This is a genomic window from Pseudomonas fluorescens (assembly GCF_041354075.1).
Taxonomy (GTDB): domain Bacteria; phylum Pseudomonadota; class Gammaproteobacteria; order Pseudomonadales; family Pseudomonadaceae; genus Aquipseudomonas; species Aquipseudomonas fluorescens_CE.
Window position 1 is genome coordinate 1 of record NZ_JARZGC010000012.1, and the last position, 24,266, is coordinate 24,266.

The following is a 24,266-nucleotide window of genomic DNA, read 5'->3' on the forward strand; positions in this document are numbered from 1 at the left end:
AGAGTAGGTCATCGTCAAGATTAAATTCCGAAACCCCTATCTGCGTATGCAGGTAGGGGTTTTGTTTTTGCGCGCAGGAAAAGTCTGATCAGCGACAAACCACGAGGCTTGCGGCTGTCACGGTCTGCCGACAGTGCTAAGGTTCGCGCCTAGCTTTTGTATTTTCCAAGGAAGCCTTTATGCCGGACGCAACGTCCCTCAGTGCTGGTTTTATGGTGGTTCATGGCAACCGCCTGGACGAGTTGCGTAGCCTGGTAGTCAGTTGGATGCGGCGCTACCCATTGGCTCCCCTGGAAAACGAAATCGCCCTGGTGCAGAGCAACGGCATTGCCCAGTGGCTCAAGCTGGCATTGGCTGAAGACCCGGAAGAAGACGATATGGGTGGTTGCGGTATTGCCGCAGCGATCGACGTGCAGCTGCCGGGTAGCTTCATGTGGCAGCTCTATCGCATGGTCCTCGGCCGCGATGAAATTCCCGTCAAGTCCCTGCTCGATAAAGCACCCCTGACCTGGCGCCTGATGCGCCTGCTGCCGCAGTTGATCGACCAGGCGCATTTCGAGCCGCTGCAACGCTTCCTCACCGATGACAGCGATCTGCGCAAACGCTACCAACTGGCCGAGCGACTGGCTGACCTGTTCGACCAGTATCAGGTCTACCGAGCTGACTGGCTGGAAGATTGGGCGGAAGGTCGTCACCAGCTACGCAACGTCAGGGGGGAGGCCAAACCGCTGACCGAGGCCAATTGCTGGCAAGCCGAATTATGGCGGGCACTGCTGCTGGATGTGGGAGAGCAGGGGATGGCGCAAAGCCGAGCCGGGGTTCACCAGCGTTTTATCGAGCGTATCAACAGCCTTGACGTTGCTCCTGCTGGATTGCCTTCGCGGGTGATCGTGTTCGGGATTTCGTCTCTGCCTGCCCAGGCGTTGGAAGCCTTGGCCGGCCTGGCCCGATTCAGCCAGGTGTTGCTGTGTGTTCATAACCCGTGCCGCCACCACTGGGCGGATATCGTTGCCGACAAGGACCTGTTGCGCCACCAATACAAGCGTCAGGCTCGCAAGAGCGGCATGCCGGTGGTGCTCGATTCGCAGACCCTGCATCAGCATGCTCATCCACTATTGGCCGCCTGGGGCAAGCAGGGGCGGGACTACATCAATCTGCTCGACAGCTACGACGACCCCAACAGTTATCGCTCGGCGTTTCGCGATGGGCGCATCGATCTGTTCAGTGACAGCCTCCCCTTGAACATGCTCAATCAACTGCAGGACGACATCCTCGAATTGCGTCCCCTCAATGAAACGCGTGAACGCTGGCCAGCGGTCGATCTGACGCAGGATCAGTCGATCCGTTTTCACATCGCCCACAGCGCCCAGCGTGAAGTGGAAATCCTCCACGATCAGTTGCTCGCGCGCTTCAGTGCCGACCCTGACCTGAAACCTCGCGACATCATCGTGATGGTCCCTGACATCGACAGCTACGCACCGCATATCCGTGCCGTCTTTGGTCAGCTCGAGCGCAATGAATCGCGCTTCATCCCCTTCACCCTCGCCGACCAGGGCCAGCGCGGTCGCGATCCGTTGCTGATCGCGGTCGAACACCTGCTCAAGCTGCCCGACAGTCGATTCCCCGTCAGCGAGATTCTCGACCTGCTGGATGTTCCGGCGCTGCGTGCCCGCTTCGGTGTCGAGGAGCGTGACCTGCCAACCCTGCACCGCTGGATCGAAGGGGCGGGTATCCGCTGGGGCATGAATGCCGGGCAACGTGCCGGCCTGGGCTTGCCGCAGGCGCTGGAGCAAAACAGTTGGCGCTTCGGCCTGCGACGGATGCTGCTCGGCTATGCCGTGGGCAGCGGCGATGCTTGCGAAGGTATCGAGCCGTATGACGAAATCGGCGGGTTGGACGCCGCGCTGATTGGCCCGCTGGTGGCATTGCTCGATGCGTTGGAGATTGCGCACCGCGAACTCTCTGAACCGGCTCCCCCACAGCAATGGGGCCAGCGCCTGCAAGCGCTGGTGCAATTGTTTTTCCAGGCCAGCAATGAACATGATGACTACCTGCTGGCCCAGCTCGAAGAGCTGCGCGAAACCTGGCTGGAGACCTGTGAATCGGTCGGCCTGCAGGATGATCTGCCGTTGACCGTTGTCCGTGAGGCCTGGCTCGCCGGCCTCGATCAGGGGCGTCTGTCCCAGCGCTTTCTCGCCGGTGCGGTGAACTTCTGCACCTTGATGCCGATGCGGGCGATCCCGTTCAAACTGGTGTGTCTGCTGGGCATGAACGATGGCGATTATCCGCGCGCGCAACCGCCGCTGGACTTCGACCTGATGGGCAGTGACTACCGTCCCGGCGACCGCTCACGCCGCGAAGACGACCGCTACCTGCTGCTCGAAGCCCTGCTCTCGGCCCGTGATCAACTCTACGTCAGCTGGGTCGGGCGCAGTATTCGCGACAACAGCGAGCGCCCCGCATCGGTATTGATCGGGCAACTGCGTGACCATCTCGCCAGCGGCTGGCGATTGCAGGCTGTCGACGAAGACCTGCTCGAGGCCATGACCCAGGAGCATCCGTTGCAACCGTTCAGCGCGCGTTACTTTCATGAGGGCGATGAGCTGTTCAGTTACGCCAGTGAATGGCAGGCGCTGCATCAAACCCGTGAGCCGGCCAGCGACACCGCCCTCCTGCCGCCCTACGTGCAGGAGGAACCGTTGAGCCTGGGCCAGTTGCAGGATTTCCTGCGCAACCCCGTGCGGCATTTCTTCAGCCAGCGCCTGAAAGTGTTCTTTGAAGCCGCCGAAGTGCCGTTGGCCGATGAAGAACCCTTTGTGCTCGACGCGCTGCAACGCTACAGCCTCAGCGATGCTCTGCTCGGCGCCGCGCTGGTGCGGATCGATCTGGCCGATGAGGTATTGGTGTCCCAGGCCAAGCGTTTGCAAAACAGCGGACTGCTGCCCATGGCGGGGTTCGGCGAACACCTGCAACGTGAGTTGATCGAGCCGCTACCCGATCTGTTGCAACGCTATCAGCAACTTCTGGCGTTGTGGCCGACGCCGCTCGACAGTGCGTTGCCGATCAGTCTGGAGTTTCAGGGTGTGCGCCTGGAAGGCTGGCTCAGCAGCCTGCACCAACGCGCGGACGGCGGATTGCTCTCGGTGACCACCATTCCCAACAGCATCGGCTCGATCAAGGCGCGCAAGTGGCACCGGCTCATTCGCCCTTGGGTCAATCACCTGGTGGCCTGCGCCAGTGGTTTGGCGCTGACCACCGCGTTGGTGGCCAGCGACGACAGTCTGCTGTTGGCTCCGCTGGAAGAGGAGGCCGCCTCGCGCATGTTGGGCGACCTGTTGCAGGCCTGGCAGACGGGCATGCGCCAGCCCCTGCCGGTTGCGGTGAAGACGGCGTTTGCCTGGCTCGGCCAGACCGATCCGGCGAAGGCTGACGCCGCTGCCCGCAAGGCCTATGAGGGCGATGGCCTGACCACTGACGGCGAGCGTCGCGAAAGCCCTGCGCTTGCCCGGCAGTTCGCTGGCTACGACGCCTTGATCGGCGACGAGACCTTCCCTGATTGGTGCAACGCTTTGTACAAACCCATCGTGGACGCTTCCTGGCGTTCAGTGACCGGTGAGGAGGCCCGCGCATGACGGCGAAAACACCGCTGGCCCTGGCCTTCCCCTTGCGCGGCAGCCAACTGATCGAAGCCAGCGCCGGCACCGGCAAGACCTTCACCATTTCCGCGCTGTACCTGCGTCTGGTCCTCGGTCACGGCGGCGACGCGAGTGGCTTCGGGCGTGAGCTGTTGCCGCCGCAGATCCTCGTCGTGACCTTCACCGACGCCGCGACCAAGGAGTTGCGCGAGCGGATTCGAACGCGCCTGGCGGAGGCCGCACGGTTTTTCCGTGATGAAACACCGGCGCCCGATGCCCTCATTGCGCAGTTGCGCGATGAGTACCTGCCGGAGCAATGGCCCGGCTGCGCCAACCGCCTGGACATCGCCGCACAGTGGATGGACGAAGCAGCGGTCTCGACCATTCACAGTTGGTGTCAGCGGATGCTGCGCGAGCACGCCTTCGACAGCGGCAGCCTGTTCACCCAGACCCTGGAAACCGATCACAGCGATTTGCTGGGTGAGGTCCTGCGCGATTACTGGCGCCTGTTCTGCTACCCAATGCAGGGCGATGCGCTGGACTGGGTGCGGGTCCATTGGGGCGGGCCTGCGGCCCTGTTGTCGCGAGTCCGGGGTTTGTTCGCCAGCGCGCGCAACAAAGAGCAAGGCCAGGAACCCTCCGAACTGATCATCGAGTGCCTGCAGGAACGCCGTGCCGCCCTGATCGACCTGAAACAGCCCTGGGGTCAGTGGTCGGACGAATTGCTCGCCATCTGCCATGAGGGCGTCGCGAGCAAACAGGTCGACGGTCGCAAGATGCAGCCGCGCTACTTCGAACCCTGGTTCGAGAAGCTCAAAGCCTGGGCCGAAGACGAGTCGCTCGAGCAACTGGACATCGGCACCGGTTTCAGCCGGCTGACGCCCGACGGCATGGCCGAGGCGTGGAAGAAGGGCGAGGTGCCCACCCATCCGGGGCTGGATGCCATGGCCGGTCTCAAGGCCCGTCTCGACGCATTGCCAACCCCCGATGCGGCTGTCCTGCAACACGCCGCCCAGTGGGTGAGTACACGGTTCGAAGCCGAGAAGCGTCGTCGCGCGGAAATGGGCTTTGACGACATGCTGCTGCGCCTCGACGCGGCGCTGCAAGCCGAGGGCGGCGAACGCCTGGCGACCCTGATCCGCGAACAGTTCCCGGTGGCGTTGATCGACGAATTCCAGGACACCGATCCGGTGCAGTACCGGATCTTCGAAAGCATCTATCGCATCGAAGCCAATAACCCCGAAAGCGGCCTGTTCCTGATCGGCGATCCCAAGCAGGCGATCTACGCCTTTCGGGGCGCCGACATCTACACCTACCTTCGCGCCCGCCAGGCCACCACTGGCCGGCTGCACACCCTGGGCACCAACTTCCGCTCCAGTCATGGCATGGTCGGTGCGGTCAACCATGTGTTTGCCCGCGCCGAATCACGGGACGCCGGGCGGGGCGCATTTCTGTTCCGCGAAAGCTCGGGCGAGAACCCGGTGCCGTTTCTGGCGGTCGAGTCCCAGGGCCGCAAGGAGACGTTCAGCATCGCGGGCCAGGTGGTGCCTGCGTTGAACATCTGGCAGCTGTCGGCCGATCAGCCGTTGTCCGGCGCGGTTTACCGCCAGCAACTGGCTGCCACCTGTGCCAGTCAGATCACCGCGTTGCTCAACGGCGGACAACAGGGCCAGGTCGGTTTCGCTCAGCAAGGCAAGGATTTCAAAGGCCTGTTGCCGGCAGATATCGCGATTCTGGTACGCGACGGCAAAGAGGCTCAGGCCGTGCGTGCCGAGCTCTCTTCGCGAGGTGTGCGCAGCGTCTATCTGTCCGACAAGGACTCGGTGTTCGCCGCCCAGGAAGCCCATGACCTGCTGACCTGGCTCAAGGCCTGCGCCGAGCCGGATGTCGAGCGCCCGCTGCGTGCCGCGCTGGCCAGCATCACCCTCAACCTGTCGCTGGCCAAGCTTGAGCGCTTGAATCAGGATGAACTGGCCTGGGAGTCGCGGGTCATGCAGTTCCGGGGTTACCGCGAGCTCTGGCGCAAGCAGGGGGTGTTGCCGATGCTGCGACGGTTGCTGCACGACTTCCAGCTGCCCCAGGCATTGATCACGCGCAATGACGGCGAGCGTGTGCTGACCAACCTGCTGCACCTGTCCGAGTTGCTGCAACAGGCCGCCGCCGAGCTCGATGGCGAGCAGGCGCTGATCCGTCATCTGGCCGAGCACCTGGCGTTGTCCGGTCAAGCGGGGGAGGAACAGATCCTGCGGCTGGAGAGCGACGAGCAACTGGTCAAGGTCGTGACCATTCACAAGTCCAAGGGCCTGGAATATCCGTTGGTGTTCCTGCCTTTCGTGTGTTCGGCAAAACCGGTGGACGGCAGCCGTCTGCCGCTGCATTACCACGATGAAAACGGCAATGCCCAGGTGACCATGACGCCGACGCCGGAGCTGATCGCCCTGGCGGACGATGAGCGGCTGGCCGAGGACCTGCGTTTGCTCTACGTCGCCCTGACCCGGGCCCAGCATGCCTGCTGGCTCGGGGTCGCGGACCTCAAACGCGGCAACAACAGCGCCTCTGTCTTGCACCTTTCAGCGTTGGGTTACCTGCTGGGCGGCGGTGCTGCCCTGACGGAGTCGCCAGGACTGACGCGCTGGCTGCAAGAGCTGCAGCAGGACTGTCCAGCGCTGCACTGCGGCGAGATGCCGGCCAGCACCGACCAGCATTACCAGCCGCCGCAAAACCGAGCGACATTGCTCGCGGCCCTGACGCCCCGGCGCAAGGCCAGCGAGAACTGGTGGATTGCTTCCTACAGCGCCCTGCGCATTGGCGACAGCCTGAGTGTCGGCAGCGACGAAGCCCCGGAAAACCCGCAGGCGCAAAAGCTGTTCGACGACGAGCGCCTGGACCCCGAAGCCCCCCGCGAAGTGGTGGCCGGCGGTGCCGATATCCATCGGTTCCCCCGTGGTCCGAATCCCGGCACCTTCCTCCATGGCTTGCTCGAATGGGCCGGTGACGAAGGTTTCGCTGCCACGCCGAAGGCCGTGGAAGATGCGATTGCCCGGCGCTGCAACCGCCGTGGCTGGGAAGGCTGGATCAGCACATTGAGCGATTGGTTGCAGCACTTGCTCAGGCTGCCAATCCCCGCCGGTTCCGGTCGGCCGCCGGTGACCCTGGCGCAGTTGCAGCACTACCGGGTCGAGATGGAATTCTGGTTCGCCAGCCACAAGGTCGATGTGCTCAAGCTCGATGAACTGGTGCGTGAATACACCCACAACGGCGTGGCCCGAGTTGCCGCCGAACCGGTGATGCTCAACGGCATGTTCAAGGGTTTCATCGACCTGACGTTCGAACACGACGGTCGTTATTACGTCGCCGACTACAAGTCCAACTGGCTGGGCGTCGATGACCTGGCTTACACCGAGCAGGCCATGGAACAGTCGATCCTGGACAACCGCTACGACCTGCAATACGTGTTGTACCTGCTGGCCCTGCATCGCCAGCTCAAGGCGCGGCTTGCCGATTACGATTACGACCGGCACGTCGGCGGTGCGCTGTATCTGTTCCTGCGGGGCACCCGGGCTGCTTCCCAGGGCGTGTATTTCGCCCGGCCACCCAAAGACTTGATCGAGCGTCTGGACCGGTTGTTCCAGGGTAAACCGCAACCCAGGGCCGAACCGGCCTGGGAGCAGGGAGAATTGCTATGAGCCGCACCTTCGCCGACCTGCTGCCCACGCCACTGGCAGCGCAAAGCCTGGCGAACCTGGCGCCGTTGAGCCGCAGCGATGACCTGATGCTGTTGCTCACCCGCTGGGTCGAGCGCGGCTGGTTGCGCGCGCTGGACAAGGCTTTTGTCGCCTTCCTGCATGAACTGGCACCGGACGATGACCCACTGGTGTTGTTGGCGGCGGCGTTGACCAGCCACCAACTGGGCCATGGTCACGTGTGCCTGGACCTGTTCGAAACGCTCAAGGAACCGGACTTCGCCTTGTCATTGCCTCCCGAGGGCGATCTGCAGAGTGGCGCGATGCTGCTGCCTTCGCAGTTGCTGGAAACCGTGGACGGCGCCCATTGGTGCAAGGTGCTGGCCAGCAGCAAACTGGTGGCGCTGGCGGTCGACGACAGTGCAGCGGCGCAGCAACGACCGTTGGTGTTGTCGGCAAAACGCCTGTACCTGCGACGCTATTGGGCGTACGAGCGACGCATCGATAACGCGCTGCAAATGCGCCTGGCGGAACATGAATCGACCCCGGACGATCTGCCGCAACGGCTGACCGGTCTGTTCGGCCCGGCTCGCCCCGGTGAGCCGATCGACTGGCAGAAACTCGCCTGTGCCCTGGCCACCCGCAGCGCTTTCAGCATCGTCACCGGCGGGCCGGGGACGGGCAAGACCACCACTGTCGTGCGCCTGCTGGCCTTGCTCCAGGCGCCGGCGGTGGAGGCCGGCAAGCCCTTGCGCATCCGTCTCGCCGCGCCCACCGGCAAAGCGGCGGCACGACTGACAGAATCCATCAGCCAGCAGGTTCGCTCGCTGACGGTCGCCAACGCCGTGCGCGAGAAAATCCCTTCGGACGTCACCACCGTGCACCGCCTGCTCGGCAGCCGTCCCGGCACCCGGCATTTCCGCCACCACGCCGGTAATCGCCTGCCGCTGGATGTGCTGGTGGTGGACGAAGCCTCGATGATCGACCTGGAGATGATGGCCAATCTGCTCGACGCGATGCCGGCCCATGCCCGGCTGGTGCTGCTGGGTGACAAGGATCAACTGGCGTCGGTGGAAGCCGGCGCCGTGCTGGGTGACCTGTGCCGCGACGCCGAGGCCGGTTGGTACAGTCCGCAGACGCAGCAATGGCTGCAGGCGGTCAGTGGCGAACAACTGCAAGCCAGTGGCTTGCAGGCAGATACGCACGGCACTCACCCGCTGGCGCAGCAGGTGGTGATGCTGCGTCACTCACGCCGGTTCGGCGAGGGCAGCGGGATTGGCCTGCTGGCGCGCCGCGTCAACCAGCAGCAACCCGAAGAGGCGCGTAAGCTGTTGGCGGCGCGTAGCCACGAGGATGTGTTCTGCCTGCCGCTCAAAGGTGAACAGGATCGGGCGCTGGAGCGTTTGTTGCTCGACGGCCACGGCGAGGGTCCGCAAGGGTATCGGCATTACCTGAGCCTGTTGCGTGAGCGTCGGCCCGCGCTGGACAGCCGTCTCGACGAGGGCCGCTGGACCGATTGGGCGCGCGAGGTGCTGCAAGCCTTTGATGCATTCCAGTTATTGTGCGCCGTGCGCAAGGGCCCCTGGGGCGTGGAGGGCCTGAACCAGCGGGTCACCGACGCACTGCTCAAGGCCCGGCTGATCGACAGCAATCAGCAATGGTACGAAGGCCGGCCCGTGCTGATGACGCGCAACGATTACGGGCTGGGCTTGATGAACGGCGACATCGGCATTGCGCTCAAGGTGCCGGAGGGCGAGGGTCCGGATGCGGGGCGTCAGGTGCTGCGCGTGGCTTTCCCGCGCAACGATGGTCAGGGCGGCGTGCGCTTTGTCCTGCCGAGCCGGTTGAATGACGTGGAAACCGTGTACGCCATGACCGTGCACAAATCCCAGGGCTCGGAATTTGCCCACACCGCACTGATTCTGCCGGACGCCCTGAACCCGGTGCTGACCAAGGAGCTGATCTATACCGGCATCACCCGGGCCAAGCACTGGTTCACCTTGATCGAGCCGCGCGTTGGCGTGTTCGAGGAAGCGGTACGGCGCAAGGTCAAGCGTTTGAGCGGCTTGATGCTGGCGCTGGAAGAGGACGCGCTGTCCGGGGCGTAAGGGTCGCCGTTCCGGCGCCAAAAAAATGGCTGTAACCCCCGGCTGGTGCGGCCTCGCGGGTGTTTCGGGGCTGTGCTATCGTTGCGGCATTATCCCGTTACAAGCGAAGAGAATCCCTGCATGAAGGTGGCTGTCAGGACGACAGGGCGCATCGTTGGCTGCAAGAAAATCGTGTTCGCGGGTTTTCTCTATGGGTTCAGTGGCCTGGTTTTCGCGCAAGCGCAAACCCCGCCCGGCATGGCCGATCAACGCGCCCACTCGGTTACGCAAGTGGTCCTCGGCATCCTCAGTTATGCCCGTTGGCCGGTCGAGCCGACCCAACTGCGCTTGTGCATCGTCGGTCCGACCGAGTACACCGACGACCTGGTCAAAGGCACGACCCAGGCCACTGGCCGGCCCGTGACCGTGCGCCGCTTGCTCGCCGACAACCCGTCTATCGTCAGTGAGTGCGATGCGCTGTACATCGGCAAACTCACCGGTGAGGAGCGCAGCCGCCTGTTCGCCTCGGTGACAGGTCGCCCGGTGCTGAGCATCAGCGAAAGCGATGACCCCTGCACCGTTGGCAGTCTGTTTTGCCTGCGGGTTGGCGATGAGCAGGTGTCCTTCGAAGTCAATCTGGATTCCGTCGCCCGCAGCGGCGTGCGCATTCATCCCAGCGTGCTGCAACTCTCGCGTCGCAAGTCGGCGGCGCCATGACTCAGTCCACAGCGGGCCATCGCCCGACCTTGCATTCGGTCATCGGCCGCGGTCATTTGATCGTTGCCTTGGTGGCGGTGGCCATGGCCAGCATTTCGCTGACACTGCTGGGTGTCCTCGCCCTGCGGGTCTATGCCGATCACAACCTGCATTTGATCGCGCGCTCGATCAACTACACCGTGGAAGCGGCGGTGGTGTTCAACGACAAACCGGCGGCCACCGAAGCCCTGGCCTTGATCGCGTCCACCGAGGAAGTGGCCGATGCCCAGGTGCTGGATGCCCAAGGTCGGTTGTTGGCGCGATGGCAGCGCCCGGAGAGCGGTTTTTTTTCCGACCTTGAAATGCAGATCGCCAAGGTGTTCCTGGAAAAACCGATTCGCCTGCCGATCGTCCATCAGGATCACGAAGTCGGCAGCATTCAACTCACTGGCTACGGTGGCAGCCTGATGCGTTTCCTGCTCAGCGGCCTGGCGGGTATCGTGCTGTGCACGGCTGTCAGCGCCTGGGTGGCGCTGTACCTGGCGCGGCGGCAACTTCGCGGGATCACCGGCCCGTTGCGCAGCCTGGCTTCGGTGGCGCACGCCGCACGCAGCGAACGGGCATTCGACCGGCGTGTGCCTCCCGCCGCCATCGCCGAGCTCGACAACCTCGGCAACGACTTCAATGCCCTGCTCGATGAGCTGGAAAACTGGCAGACCCACCTGCAAAACGAGAACGAGACCCTGGCCCACCAGGCCAGCCACGACAGCCTCACCGGGTTGCCGAACCGGGCGTTTTTCGAGGGCCGGCTGATGCGTGCCCTGCGCAACGGAAACAAACTCAATGAGCGGGTGGCGGTGCTGTTTCTCGACAGCGACCGGTTCAAGGAGATCAACGATAACTTCGGCCACGCCGCCGGCGATGCGGTGCTGGTGGCCGTGGCCAATCGGGTGCGCGCGCAACTGCGCGAGGACGACCTGGTGGCGCGTCTGGGCGGCGATGAGTTTGCCGTCCTGCTGACACCGCTGCACAAGACCGAAGACGCCGAGCGCATCGCCGACAAGATCCTCGAGAGCATGGAAATGCCGATTGCATTGCCAGGCACTACGCAGGTGTTGACGTCCCTCAGTATCGGCATCGCCGTGTACCCCGATCATGGAGTGACGCCAGGGGCGTTGCTCGACGCGGCCGATGCCGCCATGTACCAGGCCAAACGCCTCGCCCGAGGCGCACAGCACACGTCAGGGTCGGAGCACCCTGTCGCCGACGTTCAAACCAGGAGCTAATGTTCGTGTTTTCACTTCCCCAGCGGTTTTTTGCCCTCATTGTGTTCATCGCCGTCATGGCCCTCACCGGCTGCCAGACCGCCCCGCAAAAAGGCCTGACTGCCGCCCAGGTGGCGGTGCTCAAGCAACAAGGTTTCGAATTGACCGACGAGGGCTGGGCGTTCGGTTTGTCCGGCAAGGTGTTGTTTGGCAGTGATGTCGAAAGCCTGAATCCGCAGAGCACCGAAATCGTCGAGCGCATCGGCAAGGCGTTGTTGGGTGTCGGCATTGAGCGCGTGCGGATCGACGGTCACACCGACGCGTCGGGCAAGGAAGCCTACAACCAGCAACTGTCCGTGCGCCGGGCGAAAAGCGTGGCCAAGGTGCTGACTGCCATCGGCATGCAAGAACAGAACATCCAGCTCCGCGGCCTGGGCGCCAGCCAGCCGGTGGCCACCAACGACACCGCCGCCGGCCGGACCGAGAATCGTCGGGTGTCGATTGTGGTGAGTGCGGATTAGTCGGCGAACGCCATCTCTCGATGTTCGCCCATCAATAACCCCTGGTTGCGCTCCGTCACCTCGCGGATGTAATCCCACAACAACGTGATCCGCTTGAGCTTGCGCAGGTCCTCGCGGCAGTACATCCAGAATTGCCGGGTGATGTTGATCTCCTGCGGCAACACCGGCAGCAGGCGCGGGTCCTGGGCGGCGAGGAAGCACGGCAGGATCGCCAGCGAGCGTCCCTGCTGCGCGGCAACGAACTGGGCGATGACGCTGGTGCTGCGCAGGTTGGCGCTGGCGTTGGGCAATACATTGGCCAGGTACAGCAGCTCGGAGCTGAACGCCAGGTCATCCACGTAACTGATGAATGAATGCTTGCCCAGGTCGGCCGGGCGGCGGATGGGCGGGTGTTTGTCCAGGTAATCCTGGGTGGCGTACAGCTGCAGTTTGTAGTCGCACAGCTTGCAGCACACGTACGGCCCGTGCTCGGGGCGCTCCAGGGCGATGACGATGTCGGCTTCGCGCTTGGACAGGCTGATGAAGTGCGGCAGCGGCAGGATGTCCACGGAGATCGCCGGGTAGGCGTCGACGAAGTGGCTCAGCTGCGGGGTGATGAAAAAGCTGCCGAAACCTTCGGTGCAGCCCATGCGCACATGGCCGGACAACGCCACGCCAGAGCCTGAAACCTGCTCGCAGGCCATGTGCAGCGTGCTCTCGATGGACTCGGCGTAGGCGAGCAGGCGCTGGCCTTCGGCGGTCAGGACGAAGCCGCTGGTCCGGGATTTCTCGAACAGCAGGGTGCCCAGCGCCGTTTCCAGCGAACTGATGCGCCGCGACACGGTGGTGTAGTCCACCGCCAGGCGCTTGGCAGCGGTGCTGGCCTTGCGGGTGCGGGCGACTTCGAGAAAAAACTTGAGGTCATCCCAGTTCAGCGACCCCAGTGATGTGATGTTTTTTTGCATGATGGACCGGCTTTTATGTGCGTTCTTATTAGAAGTTTGCACATCTATACTCCAGAAACAGTCCGATCACCACATCGCGGCACACGCCTCATCTCAAGGCGACTTTCTCGCCTTGGCTCCCCAATAAGAACAATCTTCGGAGACCAGCATGAACGTATCGCTCACGCCCAATGAAACCACGGTGCACAAGGTCAAGCTGTTGATCGACGGCGAGTGGGTCGAGTCGCAGTCCACCGAGTGGCACGACATCGTCAACCCGGCGACCCAGCAAGTGCTGGCCAAGGTACCCTTTGCCACCGCGCAGGAAGTCGACGCCGCCATCAGCGCCGCCCAGCGCGCGTTCCAGACCTGGAAGCTGACGCCCATCGGCGCACGCATGCGCATCATGCTCAAGCTCCAGGCGCTGATTCGCGAGCACTCCAAGCGCATTGCCGTGGTGCTCAGCAACGAACAGGGCAAAACCATCGCCGACGCTGAAGGCGATATTTTCCGGGGCCTGGAAGTGGTCGAGCACGCCTGCTCCATCGGCACGCTGCAGATGGGCGAGTTCGCCGAAAACGTCGCCGGCGGCGTCGACACCTACACCCTGCGCCAGCCCATCGGCGTGTGCGCCGGCATCACCCCGTTCAACTTCCCGGCGATGATTCCGCTGTGGATGTTCCCGATGGCCATTGCCTGCGGCAACACCTTCGTGCTCAAGCCGTCGGAACAGGATCCGCTGTCGACCATGCTGCTGGTGGAACTGGCCATCGAGGCCGGTGTTCCGGCCGGTGTGCTCAACGTGGTTCACGGTGGCAAGGACGTGGTGGATGCGCTCTGCACCCACAAGGACATCAAGGCCGTTTCCTTCGTCGGCTCGACGGCGGTCGGCACGCACGTCTATGACCTGGCCGGCAAGCATGGCAAGCGCGTGCAGTCGATGATGGGCGCGAAGAACCACGCCGTGGTGCTGCCGGACGCCAATCGCGAACAAGCGCTGAATGCGCTGGTGGGCGCCGGTTTCGGTGCCGCCGGGCAACGCTGCATGGCCACCTCGGTGGTGGTGCTGGTCGGTGCGTCGAAGCAATGGCTGCCAGACCTCAAGGCCCTTGCGCAGAAACTCAAGGTCAATGCCGGCAGTGAGCCTGGCACCGACGTCGGGCCGGTGATCTCGAAAAAGGCCAAGGCGCGGATTCTCGACCTGATCGAGAGCGGCATCAAGGAAGGCGCCAAGCTGGAGCTGGACGGCCGCGACATCTCCGTTCCCGGTTACGAGCAGGGCAACTTCGTGGGCCCGACCCTGTTCTCCGGGGTGACCACCGACATGCAGATCTACACTCAGGAAATCTTCGGCCCGGTGCTGGTGGTGCTGGAAGTCGACACCCTTGACCAGGCCATCGCCCTGGTCAACGCCAACCCGTTCGGTAACGGCACTGGCCTGTTCACCCAGAGCGGTGCGGCGGCGCGCAAGTTCCAGGCGGAAATCGACGTCGGCCAGGTCGGCATCAACATCCCGATCCCGGTGCCGGTGCCGTTCTTCAGCTTCACCGGTTCGCGCGGTTCCAAGCTCGGCGACCTCGGCCCGTATGGCAAGCAAGTGGTGCAGTTCTACACTCAGACCAAGACCGTCACCAGTCGCTGGTTCGATGACGACAGCGTCAATGACGGCGTAAACACCACCATCAACCTGCGTTGAGGAGCCGGACATGAAGATTGCTTTTATCGGTCTGGGCAACATGGGTGCGCCGATGGCGCGCAACCTGATCAAGGCCGGCCATTCGCTGCGTTTGGTGGACCTGAACAAGACGGTGCTGGCCGAGCTTGAACAACTGGGCGGCAGCATCAGCGCGACGGCTCGCGAAGCGGCGCAAGGCGCGGAACTGGTGGTCACCATGCTGCCGGCCGCCGTGCATGTACGCAGCGTGTGGCTCGGTGAGGATGGGGTGCTGGCCGGGATCGGCCAAGGCGTGCCGGCAGTGGATTGCAGCACCATCGACCCGCAGACGGCGCGTGATGTGGCGGCGGCCGCAGTCAGACAGGGCGTCGCCATGGCCGACGCGCCGGTCTCCGGCGGTACGGGCGGGGCAGCGGCGGGGACGCTGACCTTCATGGTCGGCGCCACGCCGGAGCTGTTCGCCACCCTGCAACCGGTACTGGCGCAGATGGGCCGCAACATCGTGCATTGCGGCGAAGTCGGCACCGGGCAGATCGCCAAGATCTGCAACAACCTGCTGCTGGGGATTTCCATGGTCGGCGTCAGTGAAGCCATGGCGCTGGGGGATGCGTTGGGGATCGACACCGGCGTGCTGGCCGGCATCATCAACAGTTCCACCGGGCGTTGCTGGAGTTCGGAGATGTACAACCCGTGGCCGGGCGTCGTCGAAACGGCACCGGCCTCGCGCGGCTACACCGGTGGTTTTGGTGCCGAGCTGATGCTCAAGGACCTGGGACTGGCCACGGAAGCGGCGCGTCAGGCGCACCAGCCGGTGGTGCTCGGTGCGGTGGCCCAGCAGTTGTACCAGGCGATGAGCCAGCGCGGGGAGGGTGGCAAGGACTTCTCGGCGATCATCAATGGTTATCGCAAACCGCAGTAAAAACTGTGGGAGCGGGCTTGCTCGCGAAGTGGTTTTTCAGTCGATGTTGATAGTGACTGACACTCCCTCTTCGCGAGCAAGCCCGCTCCCACAGGTTCCAGCATCTGCATTTACCGGGAAATCACGTCGGGTGATTCCCCGGTTTTTTTGCCTTCAGGCAAACACGAAATACTTGCGCACGGTTTCGACCACTTCCCAGGTGCCTTTCATCCCCGGCTCGATGACGAAAATATCACCGGCACGCAGATGGATCGGCTCTTTGCCTTCCGGGGTGATGATGCAGTAACCCTCGCGAAAGTCGCAGTATTCCCACTTCACATATTCCACGTACCACTTGCCCGGTGTGCAGATCCAGGTGCCCATGATCTTGCTGCCGTCTTCGCTGGTGTAGGCGTTGAGGTTGACGGTGTGCGGATCGCCTTCGAGTTTTTCCCATTTGCAGGCGTCGAGCACGGGCAGCGGGTGAGTGTCGCGAAGAACGGTAATCGGTGCGTTGGCGGTCATGATGACTCCGGACAGGGGTGGGGAAGCTGAGGACGCATCCTGACCCGCTTGGCCCGCTCCGAGTTGTCTGTGCTCGACATCGAGGTGTCCAGAAACGCGCACTCCCACAGGAATACCGCCACAAAAAAGCCCCGGCATTCAGGGAGTGCCGGGGCTTTGTTTTACAGGGTTACTGGGTGACCGGCAGGTTTCGCTGCCGGGCGATGCGCAACCGGTAGCAAGCGTAGATCAGCAGCACCCACACCGGCATGGCGTACACCGAGGCACGGACTGGCGGAATCATCCAGATGACCCAGATGATCACCGCCATGAACGCCAGGCACAGGTAATTGGTGTACGGCGACCAGAAGGCCTTGAAGCCCGGCACCACGCCGCGCTGGGTCATGGCCTTGCGGAATTTCAGGTGGGTCAGGCTGATCAGCGCCCAGTTGATCATCAACGAGGCCACCACCAGGGCGAACAGCAATTCCAGCGCTTCATGCGGTGCGAGGTAATTGACCACCACGGCCAGCAGGGTGATCAGCGCCGACACGCCCAGTGCCAGCAGCGGCACGCCTTGCTTGTTCAGCTTCATCAGCACCTTGGGGGCATCGCCTTGCTCGGCCAGGCCGTAGAGCATGCGGCTGTTGCAGTACACGCCGCTGTTGTAGACCGAGAGCGCGGCAGTGAGCACCACGAAGTTGAGGATCTGCGCGGCGGTGTCGCTGCCGATCAGGGCGAAGATCTGAACGAACGGGCTGCCGCTGTAGGCATCGCCCGAGGCGCCCAGTGTTTCCAACAGTTGGTCCCACGGGTACAGCGACAGCAGCACGGTGAGTGCGCCGACGTAGAAGATCAGTACCCGGTAGACCACCTGGTTGATGGCCTTGGGAATGACTTTCCTCGGTTCGCTGGCCTCGGCCGCAGTGATGCCGACCAGTTCCAGGCCACCGAAGGAGAACATGATGAAGGCCATCGCCATCAGCAAGCCGTTGGTGCCGTTGGGGAAGAACCCGCTGTGGCTCCACAGGTTGCTCACCGACGCTTGCGGGCCGCCGGTGCCGCTGAACAGCATGTAGCAGCCCAGGGCGATCATGCCGATGATGGCCACGACCTTGATGATGGCGAACCAGAATTCCATCTCGCCGAAGACTTTGACGTTCAGGCAGTTGATCAGGTTGACCAGCACGAAGAACGCCGCCGCGCTGACCCAGGTCGGCACCTCCGGCCACCAGAACTGTATGTATTTGCCGACCGCCGTCAGTTCGGCCATGCCCACCAGCACGTATAGCACCCAGTAGTTCCAGCCGGACAGGAAACCGGCAAAACCGCCCCAGTAATTGTGCGCGAAGTGGCTGAACGAGCCGGCCACCGGTTCCTCGACAATCATCTCACCCAGTTGGCGCATGATCAGGAACGCGATGAAACCGGCAATCGCGTAGCCGAGGATCATCGACGGCCCGGCAGACTTGAGCACGCCGGCGGAGCCCAGGAACAGCCCCGTGCCAATCGCACCGCCCAATGCGATCAATTGAATGTGGCGATTTTTCAACCCGCGCTTGAGCGTGGGCTGTTGCAAGATGTCGTCCGCCATTGCGTTCCCTTGTGGTGATGGCCAGGCCTGATTTTTCAAAGCGCAGATATTACGCCTGGTCGCTTGTTTGTAATACCGTTCCGGCGCTGCGCAACGCCACCAGCAAGGCTTTCGCATAACCGGGCAGGCCATCGAACGAACGGGCGCAGAGCAGCAGTCTGCGTTGCGCCCAGTCTTCCTTCAGGGCCACGCACTTGAAGGGCAGCCCGGTGCCCCGTCGCTGGATCGCCACCTGCGGCACGATGGCCAGGCCGGCACCGCGCGCGACCATGCGCATCACCCCGTCAAAGCCTTCCGCACGGATACGGATCGACAGGCGCGCCCCCGCGTGCAGCGCCTGTTCTTCGAGGTACACCGCCAGCGCGCTGTTGGCGCCCAGGCCCACGAAGTCGTAGGGCAGGGCGTCGCCGAACGCAGGGGCGGGCGCGTTCGCCAAGGGATGGTCGGGCGGCATGATCAGCACCAGAGGATCATCGCGAAACGGCTGGGTCACCAGGCCATGGGTGTCCACGGCGTCGGAGACGATGCCCAGGTCCGCTGCCCCCTGGCGCAGTGCGTGAACGATGCGCAGGCTGGGCATTTCCTGCAGGTCGATGTCGAGGTTGGGGTGCTGGCAGAGGAAGTCGGCCAGCACTTCCGGCAGGTGCTCGGTGATCGCCGTGGTGTTGCACAGCAGGCGTACCTGGCCTTTGACGCCTTTGGCGTACTCGGCCAGGTCCTGTTGCATGCGCTCGGCGTGTTGCAGCAAAAGCCGTGCGTGGTGCGCCAGGGCTTTTCCCGCCGGCGTGGGCGTGACACCGCGCCGGCCGCGCTGGAGAAAATCGATGCCCAGCGAGGCTTCCATGGCGCGGATCCGCGCGCTCGCCGCCGCCAGGGACAAATGGCTGCGCGCGGCACCGGCGGTGATGTTGCCGGTGTCGAGGATGTTGAGGTAGAGGCGCAGGTCGGTGAGGTCGAAGTGCATGGTTGCAGCCTTTGGAGGTGTGTTGTCTGTTCGGCCCTCATCGCGGGCATCTTTTGTGGGACTGCAATTCGATTACCACTGGAAACCCTGTAGGAGCGGGCTTGCCCGCGATGGGGCCAGTGCTGCTACTCAATTATTCAGCCTCTGCCACAGCAAGAGCCACCCTCAGTATATGGCAGATTTCCACCGCGCTCATCCAGGCTCAGGATAGGCACCATGAACACACTCCTCGCGTACTACCAAAACCTCGGGCTGGCCCTGTCGCTGCTGGTCATCGCCACTTTTCTGGTGGCCGGCATGATCAAGGGCGTGATTGGCCTCGGACTGCCCACCATCGCCATGGGCTTGCTCGGCCTGGCTATGGCACCGTCGCAGGCTGCGGCGCTGTTGATCATTCCCGCGACGTTGACCAACGTCTGGCAACTGGCCTTTGGTGGGCATCTGCGCGGGCTGGTGAAACGGCTGTGGCCGATGCTGCTGGCGATCTTCATCGGCACGGGGGCGGGCACCTTATGGATTGGCATGGCCGGTGGGCATTGGGTGGTGCGCGGGTTGGGGGCGGCGCTGCTGCTTTATGCGCTGAGCGGTCTGTTTCTGCCGACCCTTCGCGTCGGTGCTGGTGCCGAACGCTGGCTCGGTCCGCTGTGCGGCGTGCTGACCGGCGTGATCACCTCGGCCACCGGCGTGTTCGTGATTCCGGCGGTGCCGTATCTGCAGGCACTGGGCTTGAACAAGGATGAGCTGGTGCAGGCGCTGGGCCTGTCGTTCACTGTCTCGACCCTCGCCCTCGCCGCCGGCCTGTTGTGGCGCGACGCGTTGGGCGGGGGCGAGTTGAGTGCGTCAATGCTGGCGCTGATTCCGGCGGTGCTGGGCATGTGGCTGGGCCAGTGGCTGCGTCAGCGGATCAGCGCCCCGTTGTTCAAACGGGTATTTTTCATCGGTCTGGGTTGCCTCGGTGCCCACCTGCTGATCAGCGGGTAGCGGACGACGGGCTGAGCATGTCGATGGCGCGGATTTCGAAATCCCGCTCCAGGTACGCCTCACGGTGTTCCAGAAACTGCTTCATGTGCGGCAGGTTCGAGTGCACATCGAGGTGTGCCTGGGTTTCCCAGACCTCGAAGAAGATAAACAGCGTCGGGTCCTGCTGATCGCGCAGCATGTGGTACTCGATGCAGCCGGGCTCGGCGCGGCTGGCCTCCACGTAGCTGCGGAAGAACGCTTCAAAGGCGTCGGATTTTTCCGGGCGGGTCTTGGCGTGCAGGATGAAACCCTGGCGTCCACTCATCAAACATCTCCTCAGGCTTAGAATGGCCAAGAGTTTATGGCAACAATCAATCATGAATTCGTGCGTATTGGTCAAATGAGTTTTGTGCGATCACGGCTTGGTCCGCGCGAGCCGGGTCGCTAATCTGCCGCCATCCGATTTTTGACCCTTTCGAGAGAACCCATGAAAAAAGTCCTGTTGCTCAATGGTGGCAAGAAATTCGCTCACTCCGATGGCCGCTACAACGCCACCTTGCATGAAACGGCACTGAGCGTGCTGGATCGCGGTGGCTTCGACGTGAAGACCACCTTCATCGACGAAGGCTACGACGTTGCCGAAGAAGTGGCCAAATTCCTCTGGGCCGACGTGATCATCTATCAGATGCCGGGCTGGTGGATGGGCGCGCCGTGGACCGTGAAAAAGTACGTCGATGAAGTGTTCACCGAAGGCCACGGCAGCCTTTACGCCAGCGATGGCCGCACCCGTTCCGACGCTTCGCAGAAGTACGGCAGCGGTGGCCTGGTGCAGGGCAAGCAATACATGTTGTCGCTGACCTGGAACGCGCCACAGCAGGCGTTCGACGACCCGACCGACTTTTTCGAAGGCAAGGGCGTGGACGCCGTGTACTTCCCGTTCCACAAGGCCAACCAGTTCCTGGGCATGACCGGCCTGCCGACCTTTCTGAGCGTCGACGTGATGAAGCGTCCGAACATCGAGGGCGATATCGCACGTTACGAGCAGCATCTGGCCGAGGTGTTCGATCTCAAGGCTTGAGGTTCCTTTTGCCCCTCATCCAGCTACTATCAAGCCAGTCTTGAGTGAGGGGCCTTTGTGAAAGCCAGATCCGATGAGTTGCAGATTTTCGTCTGCGTGATTGAGTGCGGGTCGATTTCGGCGGCGGCCGAGCAGGTCGGGCAAACGCCTTCAGCGGTCAGCCGCACGCTGTCGCGGCTGGAGGCCAAGCTCGACACCACCCTGATCAACCGCACCACGCGGCGCATGGACTTGACCGAGGAGGGCAAGTATTTCTTCGAACACGCCAAGCTGATTCTCGATCAGATGGACGAGCTCGAAGATCGCCTGTCCTCGCGTCAGCAAACCCCGTCCGGGCGTTTGCGCATCAACGCCGCCTCGCCCTTCATGCTGCACGCCATCGTGCCGCACATCGACGAATTCCGAACGCGGTACCCGGACATCCAGCTGGAACTCAACAGCAATGACCTGATCATTGACCTGCTGGAACAAAGCACCGACATCGCGATTCGCATCGGCACCCTGGCCGACTCGACCCTGCACGCCCGCTCACTGGGTTGCAGCCCGCTGCACATCGTCGCCAGCCCCGCTTACCTTGAACGACACGGCACGCCCCTGGTGGTCGAGGAATTGAGCAGCCATGCGTTGCTCGGCTTCACCCACAACGAAGGCCTCAACCAGTGGCCATTACGTCATGTGCATGGCGATCGTTGGCCGATCCAGGCGGCGCTCGGCGCCTCCAGTGGCGAGACGATCCGCCACCTGGCCCTCCACGGCCAGGGCATTGCCAGCCTGTCGCATTACATGACCATCGACGACATTCGCGCCGGGCGCCTGAAAGTGCTGCTGGCGGATTTCAACAGCGGCTACCGTCAGCCGATCAACGCGGTGTACTACCGCAACTCGCAACTGGCCCTGCGCATTCAATGTTTCCTGGATTTCATCCAGGGCAAGCTGGCCCTGTATGCGAGTTCGGAGTTCAAGGACTGATTCGTGATCCCTGCGCAAGATTGAATTGGGTCAATGGGGATTTTTCGTCCGTGAGGTCGCCGGGATACTGGTGGCATCAATGACTGACGCAGGGAGATTCCCCATGAATGTTTTCGTCACCGGCGCGGCCGGTTTCATTGGCGGTTCCATCGCCACCGGCCTGATCCGTGCCGGCCACAGCGTCACCGGTCTGGTGCGCAGCAGCGAACAGGCCAGCGAGCTGAGCGCCCTGGGCATCACCCCGGTGATCGGCACCCTCGACGACAGCGCCCTCCTGGCGCAACAGGCCCGTGCGGCCGACGCGGTGATCAACGCCGCCAGCAGCGATCATCGCGGCGCGGTGCAAGCCTTGCTCGACGCCCTGCGCGGTTCGCAGAAAGTGTTCCTGCACACCAGCGGTTCGAGCATTGTCGGTGACGCGTCGGGTGGCCAGGCCGGCGACGCGATCTACTACGAAGACACACTGCCGGAACCGACGGCGGACAAGGCGGCGCGGGTCGCCATCGACAACCTGATCCTTGCGGCGGCGAAGGACGGCGTGAACTCGGCAGTGATCTGCAACACGCTGATCTACGGCCACAGCCTGGGCGTCAAGCGCGACAGCGTGCAACTGCCGCGCCTGCTGAAACAGGCGCGCAAAAGCGGGGTGGTGCGCCATGTCGGCAGCGGCCGAAATATCTGGTCCAACGTGCACATTGAAGACGTGGTGGCGCTGTACCTGCTCGCGCTGACGAAAAACGTACCGGGCACCTTCTACTTCGTGGAAAGCGGTGAAGCGTCGTTCATCGAGATGACCACGGCGATTGCCCAGGCCTTGAATCTGGGCGAGCCCCAGGACTGGCCGCTGAAAGACGCCGAAGCCGAGTGGGGTTACGAAATGGCCAACTATGGCCTGGGCTCCAACAGCCGGGTGCGTGGCAAGCAGGCGCGCGAGTTGCTGGGCTGGGTGCCGAAGCGTACTTCGGTGGTGGAGTGGATTCGGGACGAGATGGTGTGAGTTCGCTTTAAACCGCGTCATCGTTCATCGCGGGCAAGTCGAATCGTCGCACCGCCGCTCCCACAGGTTTTTGCAGTGTTAATCAATTTGCATTCACACCAACGATCCCTGTGGGAGCGGCGGTGCGACGATTCGACTTGCCCGCGATGGCATTCCTGAACTCACCGAAACTGGCCGAGCTGCCCGCAACCCCGTAACATCCGCACATTCTTTTCGTGACACTTGCCTGCGGCCCCCCATGAAACCCAAAAATCTACGCGCCGATGTCCTGGCCGGCCTCACCACGTCTTTCGCTTTGCTCCCCGAGTGCATCGCCTTCGCGCTGGTGGCCCATCTCAACCCGCTGATGGGCCTGTACGGCGCCTTCATCATCTGCACCCTGACGGCGCTGTTCGGCGGTCGGCCGGGCATGGTGTCCGGCGCGGCCGGGTCGATGGCGGTGGTGATCGTCGCGCTGGTGGTGCAGCACGGCGTGCAGTATTTACTGGCCACCGTGCTGCTCGGTGGTTTGATCATGCTGGCGTTCGGGCTGTTGAGGCTGGGCAAGCTGGTGCGGATGGTGCCGCATCCGGTGATGCTCGGCTTCGTCAACGGCCTGGCGATCATCATTGCGCTGGCCCAGCTCGAACATTTCAAGGACGGTGAAGCGTGGCTCACCGGGACGCCGTTGTACCTGATGGCGGGGCTGGTGGCGCTGACCATGGTGATCGTCTATGTGTTGCCGCGCCTGACCCGTGCCGTGCCGCCGGCGCTGGTGGCGATTCTCGGCGTCGGGCTGGCGGTGTACCTGCTGGGCTTGCCGACGCGCACCCTGGGCGACATGGCGCACATCGCCGGCGGCTTGCCGACGCTGGCATGGCCAGATATCCCCTGGACGCTCGACACCCTGCGCATCATCGTCCCTTACGCGATCCTGATGGCATTGGTGGGCCTGCTGGAAACCCTGCTGACCCTCAACCTGACCGACGAAATTACCGAGACCCGCGGCTTCCCGGATCGCGAATGCGTGGCGCTGGGGGCGGCGAACATGGTTTCCGGCGTGTTCGGCGGCATGGGTGGCTGCGCAATGATCGGCCAGACGGTGATCAACCTCAGCTCCGGCGGTCGCGGCCGGTTGTCCGGCGTGGTGGCGGGCGTGCTGATCCTGCTGTTCATCCTGTTCCTGTCGCCGCTGATCGAACGCATCCCATTGGCGGCGCTGGTGGGGGTGATGTTCGTGGTGTCGCAGCAGACCTTCGCCTGGGCTTCGCTGCGGGTGGTGAACAAGGTGCCGCTGAATGACGTGCTGGTGATCGTCGCGGTGACCGTGATCACGGTATTTACCGATCTGGCCACCGCCGTGCTCTGCGGGATCATCATCGCCGCGCTCAATTTCGCCTGGCAGCAGGCGCGCGAGTTGTACGCCGACAGTCACCTCGAAGCCGACGGCGGCAAGCTGTACCTGCTGCATGGCACGCTGTTCTTCGCCTCGACCACGCCCTTTCTCAACCAGTTCGACCCCGCCAACGACCCGGCCGTGGTGACGATCGACTGCCGCCACCTGAGCTTCGTCGACTACTCGGCCATCGCCGCGCTCAAGACCCTGCGCGAGCGCTACGCCAAGGCCGGCAAGCACCTGCGGGTGCTGCATCTGTCCGAGCGCTGCAAGAAGCTGCTCAAGCGGGCGCGGGTGAGTCACGATTGATGATTCCTGATCCGCTAACCCTGTAGGAGCGAGCATGCTCGCGATGGCGGTGTGTCAGTAAAAAACACCCTGACTGATACACCGCCATCGCGAGCAAGCCCGCTCCCACAGGTAATATGCCGATCATGATCGG

General features: G+C 63.1%; 18 protein-coding genes. 13 read left to right on the forward strand and 5 right to left on the reverse strand.

Annotated features, from left to right (window positions below):
* The first annotated feature begins 179 nt into the window (after positions 1-179).
* The 6 genes from recC to QIW53_RS16735 all read left to right on the forward strand — a co-directional run bounded on the left by recC (position 180) and on the right by QIW53_RS16735 (position 11,887).
* Complete coding sequence (gene recC / locus QIW53_RS16710; RefSeq protein ID WP_371050696.1) at positions 180-3,632, forward strand: exodeoxyribonuclease V subunit gamma; 3,453 nt, start codon at positions 180-182, stop codon at positions 3,630-3,632.
* On the forward strand, positions 3,629-7,321 hold the full coding sequence (recB, locus tag QIW53_RS16715) for an exodeoxyribonuclease V subunit beta (RefSeq protein WP_371050697.1): 3,693 nt from the start codon (positions 3,629-3,631) through the stop codon (positions 7,319-7,321). Before recC ends, recB begins: the two co-directional genes overlap by 4 nt.
* Positions 7,318-9,426, forward strand: a complete 2,109-nt coding sequence (recD, locus tag QIW53_RS16720) for an exodeoxyribonuclease V subunit alpha (RefSeq protein WP_371050698.1) — start codon at positions 7,318-7,320, stop codon at positions 9,424-9,426. The genes recB and recD overlap by 4 nt, the downstream gene beginning before the upstream one ends.
* 120 nt (positions 9,427-9,546) lie before the next feature.
* Positions 9,547-10,122: a YfiR family protein gene (locus tag QIW53_RS16725; protein WP_192309393.1), complete on the forward strand. Its 576-nt coding sequence runs from the start codon at positions 9,547-9,549 to the stop codon at positions 10,120-10,122.
* Positions 10,119-11,387 carry a diguanylate cyclase domain-containing protein gene (locus QIW53_RS16730; RefSeq protein WP_192309395.1) on the forward strand — a complete coding sequence of 423 codons (1,269 nt, stop codon included), beginning with the start codon at positions 10,119-10,121 and terminating at the stop codon, positions 11,385-11,387. The genes QIW53_RS16725 and QIW53_RS16730 overlap by 4 nt, the downstream gene beginning before the upstream one ends.
* Positions 11,387-11,887, forward strand: coding sequence for an OmpA family protein (locus QIW53_RS16735; protein ID WP_371050699.1), 501 nt, complete (start codon positions 11,387-11,389; stop codon positions 11,885-11,887). The genes QIW53_RS16730 and QIW53_RS16735 overlap by 1 nt, the downstream gene beginning before the upstream one ends.
* On the opposite strand, the gene QIW53_RS16740 is transcribed toward QIW53_RS16735, so the two are convergent.
* Complete coding sequence (locus tag QIW53_RS16740; protein WP_371050700.1) at positions 11,884-12,831, reverse strand: LysR family transcriptional regulator; 948 nt, start codon at positions 12,829-12,831, stop codon at positions 11,884-11,886. The genes QIW53_RS16735 and QIW53_RS16740 overlap by 4 nt on opposite strands.
* 148 nt (positions 12,832-12,979) lie before the next feature.
* On the opposite strand from QIW53_RS16740, the gene QIW53_RS16745 reads away from it, so the two are divergent.
* Together QIW53_RS16745 and mmsB are read left to right on the forward strand one after the other, a co-directional pair.
* Positions 12,980-14,506 (forward strand): CoA-acylating methylmalonate-semialdehyde dehydrogenase, encoded by a 1,527-nt coding sequence (locus tag QIW53_RS16745; protein ID WP_371050701.1) that lies wholly within the window; start codon positions 12,980-12,982, stop codon positions 14,504-14,506.
* 10 nt (positions 14,507-14,516) lie between these two features.
* A complete protein-coding gene (mmsB, locus tag QIW53_RS16750; RefSeq protein WP_371050702.1) occupies positions 14,517-15,404 on the forward strand; it encodes a 3-hydroxyisobutyrate dehydrogenase in 888 nt (295 codons plus the stop codon).
* 153 nt (positions 15,405-15,557) lie between these two features.
* Here the strand turns inward: mmsB and QIW53_RS16755 are convergent, their stop codons facing one another.
* The 3 genes from QIW53_RS16755 to QIW53_RS16765 form a co-directional block, all read right to left on the reverse strand.
* A complete protein-coding gene (locus QIW53_RS16755; RefSeq protein WP_077048014.1) occupies positions 15,558-15,908 on the reverse strand; it encodes a cupin domain-containing protein in 351 nt (116 codons plus the stop codon).
* Between the two features lie 169 nt (positions 15,909-16,077).
* On the reverse strand, positions 16,078-17,481 hold the full coding sequence (locus QIW53_RS16760; protein ID WP_371050703.1) for an amino acid permease: 1,404 nt from the start codon (positions 17,479-17,481) through the stop codon (positions 16,078-16,080).
* A 49-nt stretch (positions 17,482-17,530) separates the two neighbouring features.
* Positions 17,531-18,445 (reverse strand): LysR family transcriptional regulator, encoded by a 915-nt coding sequence (locus QIW53_RS16765; protein WP_371050704.1) that lies wholly within the window; start codon positions 18,443-18,445, stop codon positions 17,531-17,533.
* A 216-nt stretch (positions 18,446-18,661) separates the two neighbouring features.
* Here QIW53_RS16765 and QIW53_RS16770 point away from each other — a divergent pair, with 216 nt between their 5' ends.
* Positions 18,662-19,426 carry a sulfite exporter TauE/SafE family protein gene (locus QIW53_RS16770; protein WP_371050705.1) on the forward strand — a complete coding sequence of 255 codons (765 nt, stop codon included), beginning with the start codon at positions 18,662-18,664 and terminating at the stop codon, positions 19,424-19,426.
* Here the strand turns inward: QIW53_RS16770 and QIW53_RS16775 are convergent.
* Positions 19,416-19,730 carry a putative quinol monooxygenase gene (locus QIW53_RS16775; RefSeq protein WP_371050706.1) on the reverse strand — a complete coding sequence of 105 codons (315 nt, stop codon included), beginning with the start codon at positions 19,728-19,730 and terminating at the stop codon, positions 19,416-19,418. The two genes, QIW53_RS16770 and QIW53_RS16775, sit on opposite strands and share 11 nt — an antisense overlap.
* 162 nt (positions 19,731-19,892) lie before the next feature.
* Between QIW53_RS16775 and QIW53_RS16780 the strand changes: the two genes are divergently transcribed.
* From QIW53_RS16780 to QIW53_RS16795, 4 genes are all read left to right on the forward strand, one after another.
* Entirely contained in the window at positions 19,893-20,483 is a 591-nt protein-coding gene (locus QIW53_RS16780) for an NAD(P)H-dependent oxidoreductase (RefSeq protein ID WP_371050708.1), read from the forward strand.
* A 57-nt stretch (positions 20,484-20,540) separates the two neighbouring features.
* Positions 20,541-21,452 (forward strand): LysR family transcriptional regulator, encoded by a 912-nt coding sequence (locus tag QIW53_RS16785; RefSeq protein WP_371050709.1) that lies wholly within the window; start codon positions 20,541-20,543, stop codon positions 21,450-21,452.
* Between the two features lie 103 nt (positions 21,453-21,555).
* A complete protein-coding gene (locus tag QIW53_RS16790; RefSeq protein ID WP_371050710.1) occupies positions 21,556-22,449 on the forward strand; it encodes an NAD-dependent epimerase/dehydratase family protein in 894 nt (297 codons plus the stop codon).
* A gap of 238 nt (positions 22,450-22,687) precedes the next feature.
* Positions 22,688-24,133 carry a SulP family inorganic anion transporter gene (locus QIW53_RS16795; RefSeq protein ID WP_371050711.1) on the forward strand — a complete coding sequence of 482 codons (1,446 nt, stop codon included), beginning with the start codon at positions 22,688-22,690 and terminating at the stop codon, positions 24,131-24,133.
* Positions 24,134-24,266: the final 133 nt, after the last annotated feature.

Excerpts from the sequence above, each read along its gene's own strand:
- recC (WP_371050696.1), top strand. The coding sequence starts at position 180 with ATGCCGGACGCAACGTCCCTCAGTGCTGGTTTTATGGTGGTTCATGGC.
- recB (WP_371050697.1), top strand. The coding sequence starts at position 3,629 with ATGACGGCGAAAACACCGCTGGCCCTGGCCTTCCCCTTGCGCGGCAGC.
- recD (WP_371050698.1), top strand. The coding sequence starts at position 7,318 with ATGAGCCGCACCTTCGCCGACCTGCTGCCCACGCCACTGGCAGCGCAA.
- QIW53_RS16725 (WP_192309393.1), top strand. The coding sequence starts at position 9,547 with ATGAAGGTGGCTGTCAGGACGACAGGGCGCATCGTTGGCTGCAAGAAA.
- QIW53_RS16730 (WP_192309395.1), top strand. The coding sequence starts at position 10,119 with ATGACTCAGTCCACAGCGGGCCATCGCCCGACCTTGCATTCGGTCATC.
- QIW53_RS16735 (WP_371050699.1), top strand. The coding sequence starts at position 11,387 with ATGTTCGTGTTTTCACTTCCCCAGCGGTTTTTTGCCCTCATTGTGTTC.
- QIW53_RS16740 (WP_371050700.1), bottom strand. The coding sequence starts at position 12,831 with ATGCAAAAAAACATCACATCACTGGGGTCGCTGAACTGGGATGACCTC.
- QIW53_RS16745 (WP_371050701.1), top strand. The coding sequence starts at position 12,980 with ATGAACGTATCGCTCACGCCCAATGAAACCACGGTGCACAAGGTCAAG.
- mmsB (WP_371050702.1), top strand. The coding sequence starts at position 14,517 with ATGAAGATTGCTTTTATCGGTCTGGGCAACATGGGTGCGCCGATGGCG.
- QIW53_RS16755 (WP_077048014.1), bottom strand. The coding sequence starts at position 15,908 with ATGACCGCCAACGCACCGATTACCGTTCTTCGCGACACTCACCCGCTG.
- QIW53_RS16760 (WP_371050703.1), bottom strand. The coding sequence starts at position 17,481 with ATGGCGGACGACATCTTGCAACAGCCCACGCTCAAGCGCGGGTTGAAA.
- QIW53_RS16765 (WP_371050704.1), bottom strand. The coding sequence starts at position 18,445 with ATGCACTTCGACCTCACCGACCTGCGCCTCTACCTCAACATCCTCGAC.
- QIW53_RS16770 (WP_371050705.1), top strand. The coding sequence starts at position 18,662 with ATGAACACACTCCTCGCGTACTACCAAAACCTCGGGCTGGCCCTGTCG.
- QIW53_RS16775 (WP_371050706.1), bottom strand. The coding sequence starts at position 19,730 with ATGAGTGGACGCCAGGGTTTCATCCTGCACGCCAAGACCCGCCCGGAA.
- QIW53_RS16780 (WP_371050708.1), top strand. The coding sequence starts at position 19,893 with ATGAAAAAAGTCCTGTTGCTCAATGGTGGCAAGAAATTCGCTCACTCC.
- QIW53_RS16790 (WP_371050710.1), top strand. The coding sequence starts at position 21,556 with ATGAATGTTTTCGTCACCGGCGCGGCCGGTTTCATTGGCGGTTCCATC.
- QIW53_RS16795 (WP_371050711.1), top strand. The coding sequence starts at position 22,688 with ATGAAACCCAAAAATCTACGCGCCGATGTCCTGGCCGGCCTCACCACG.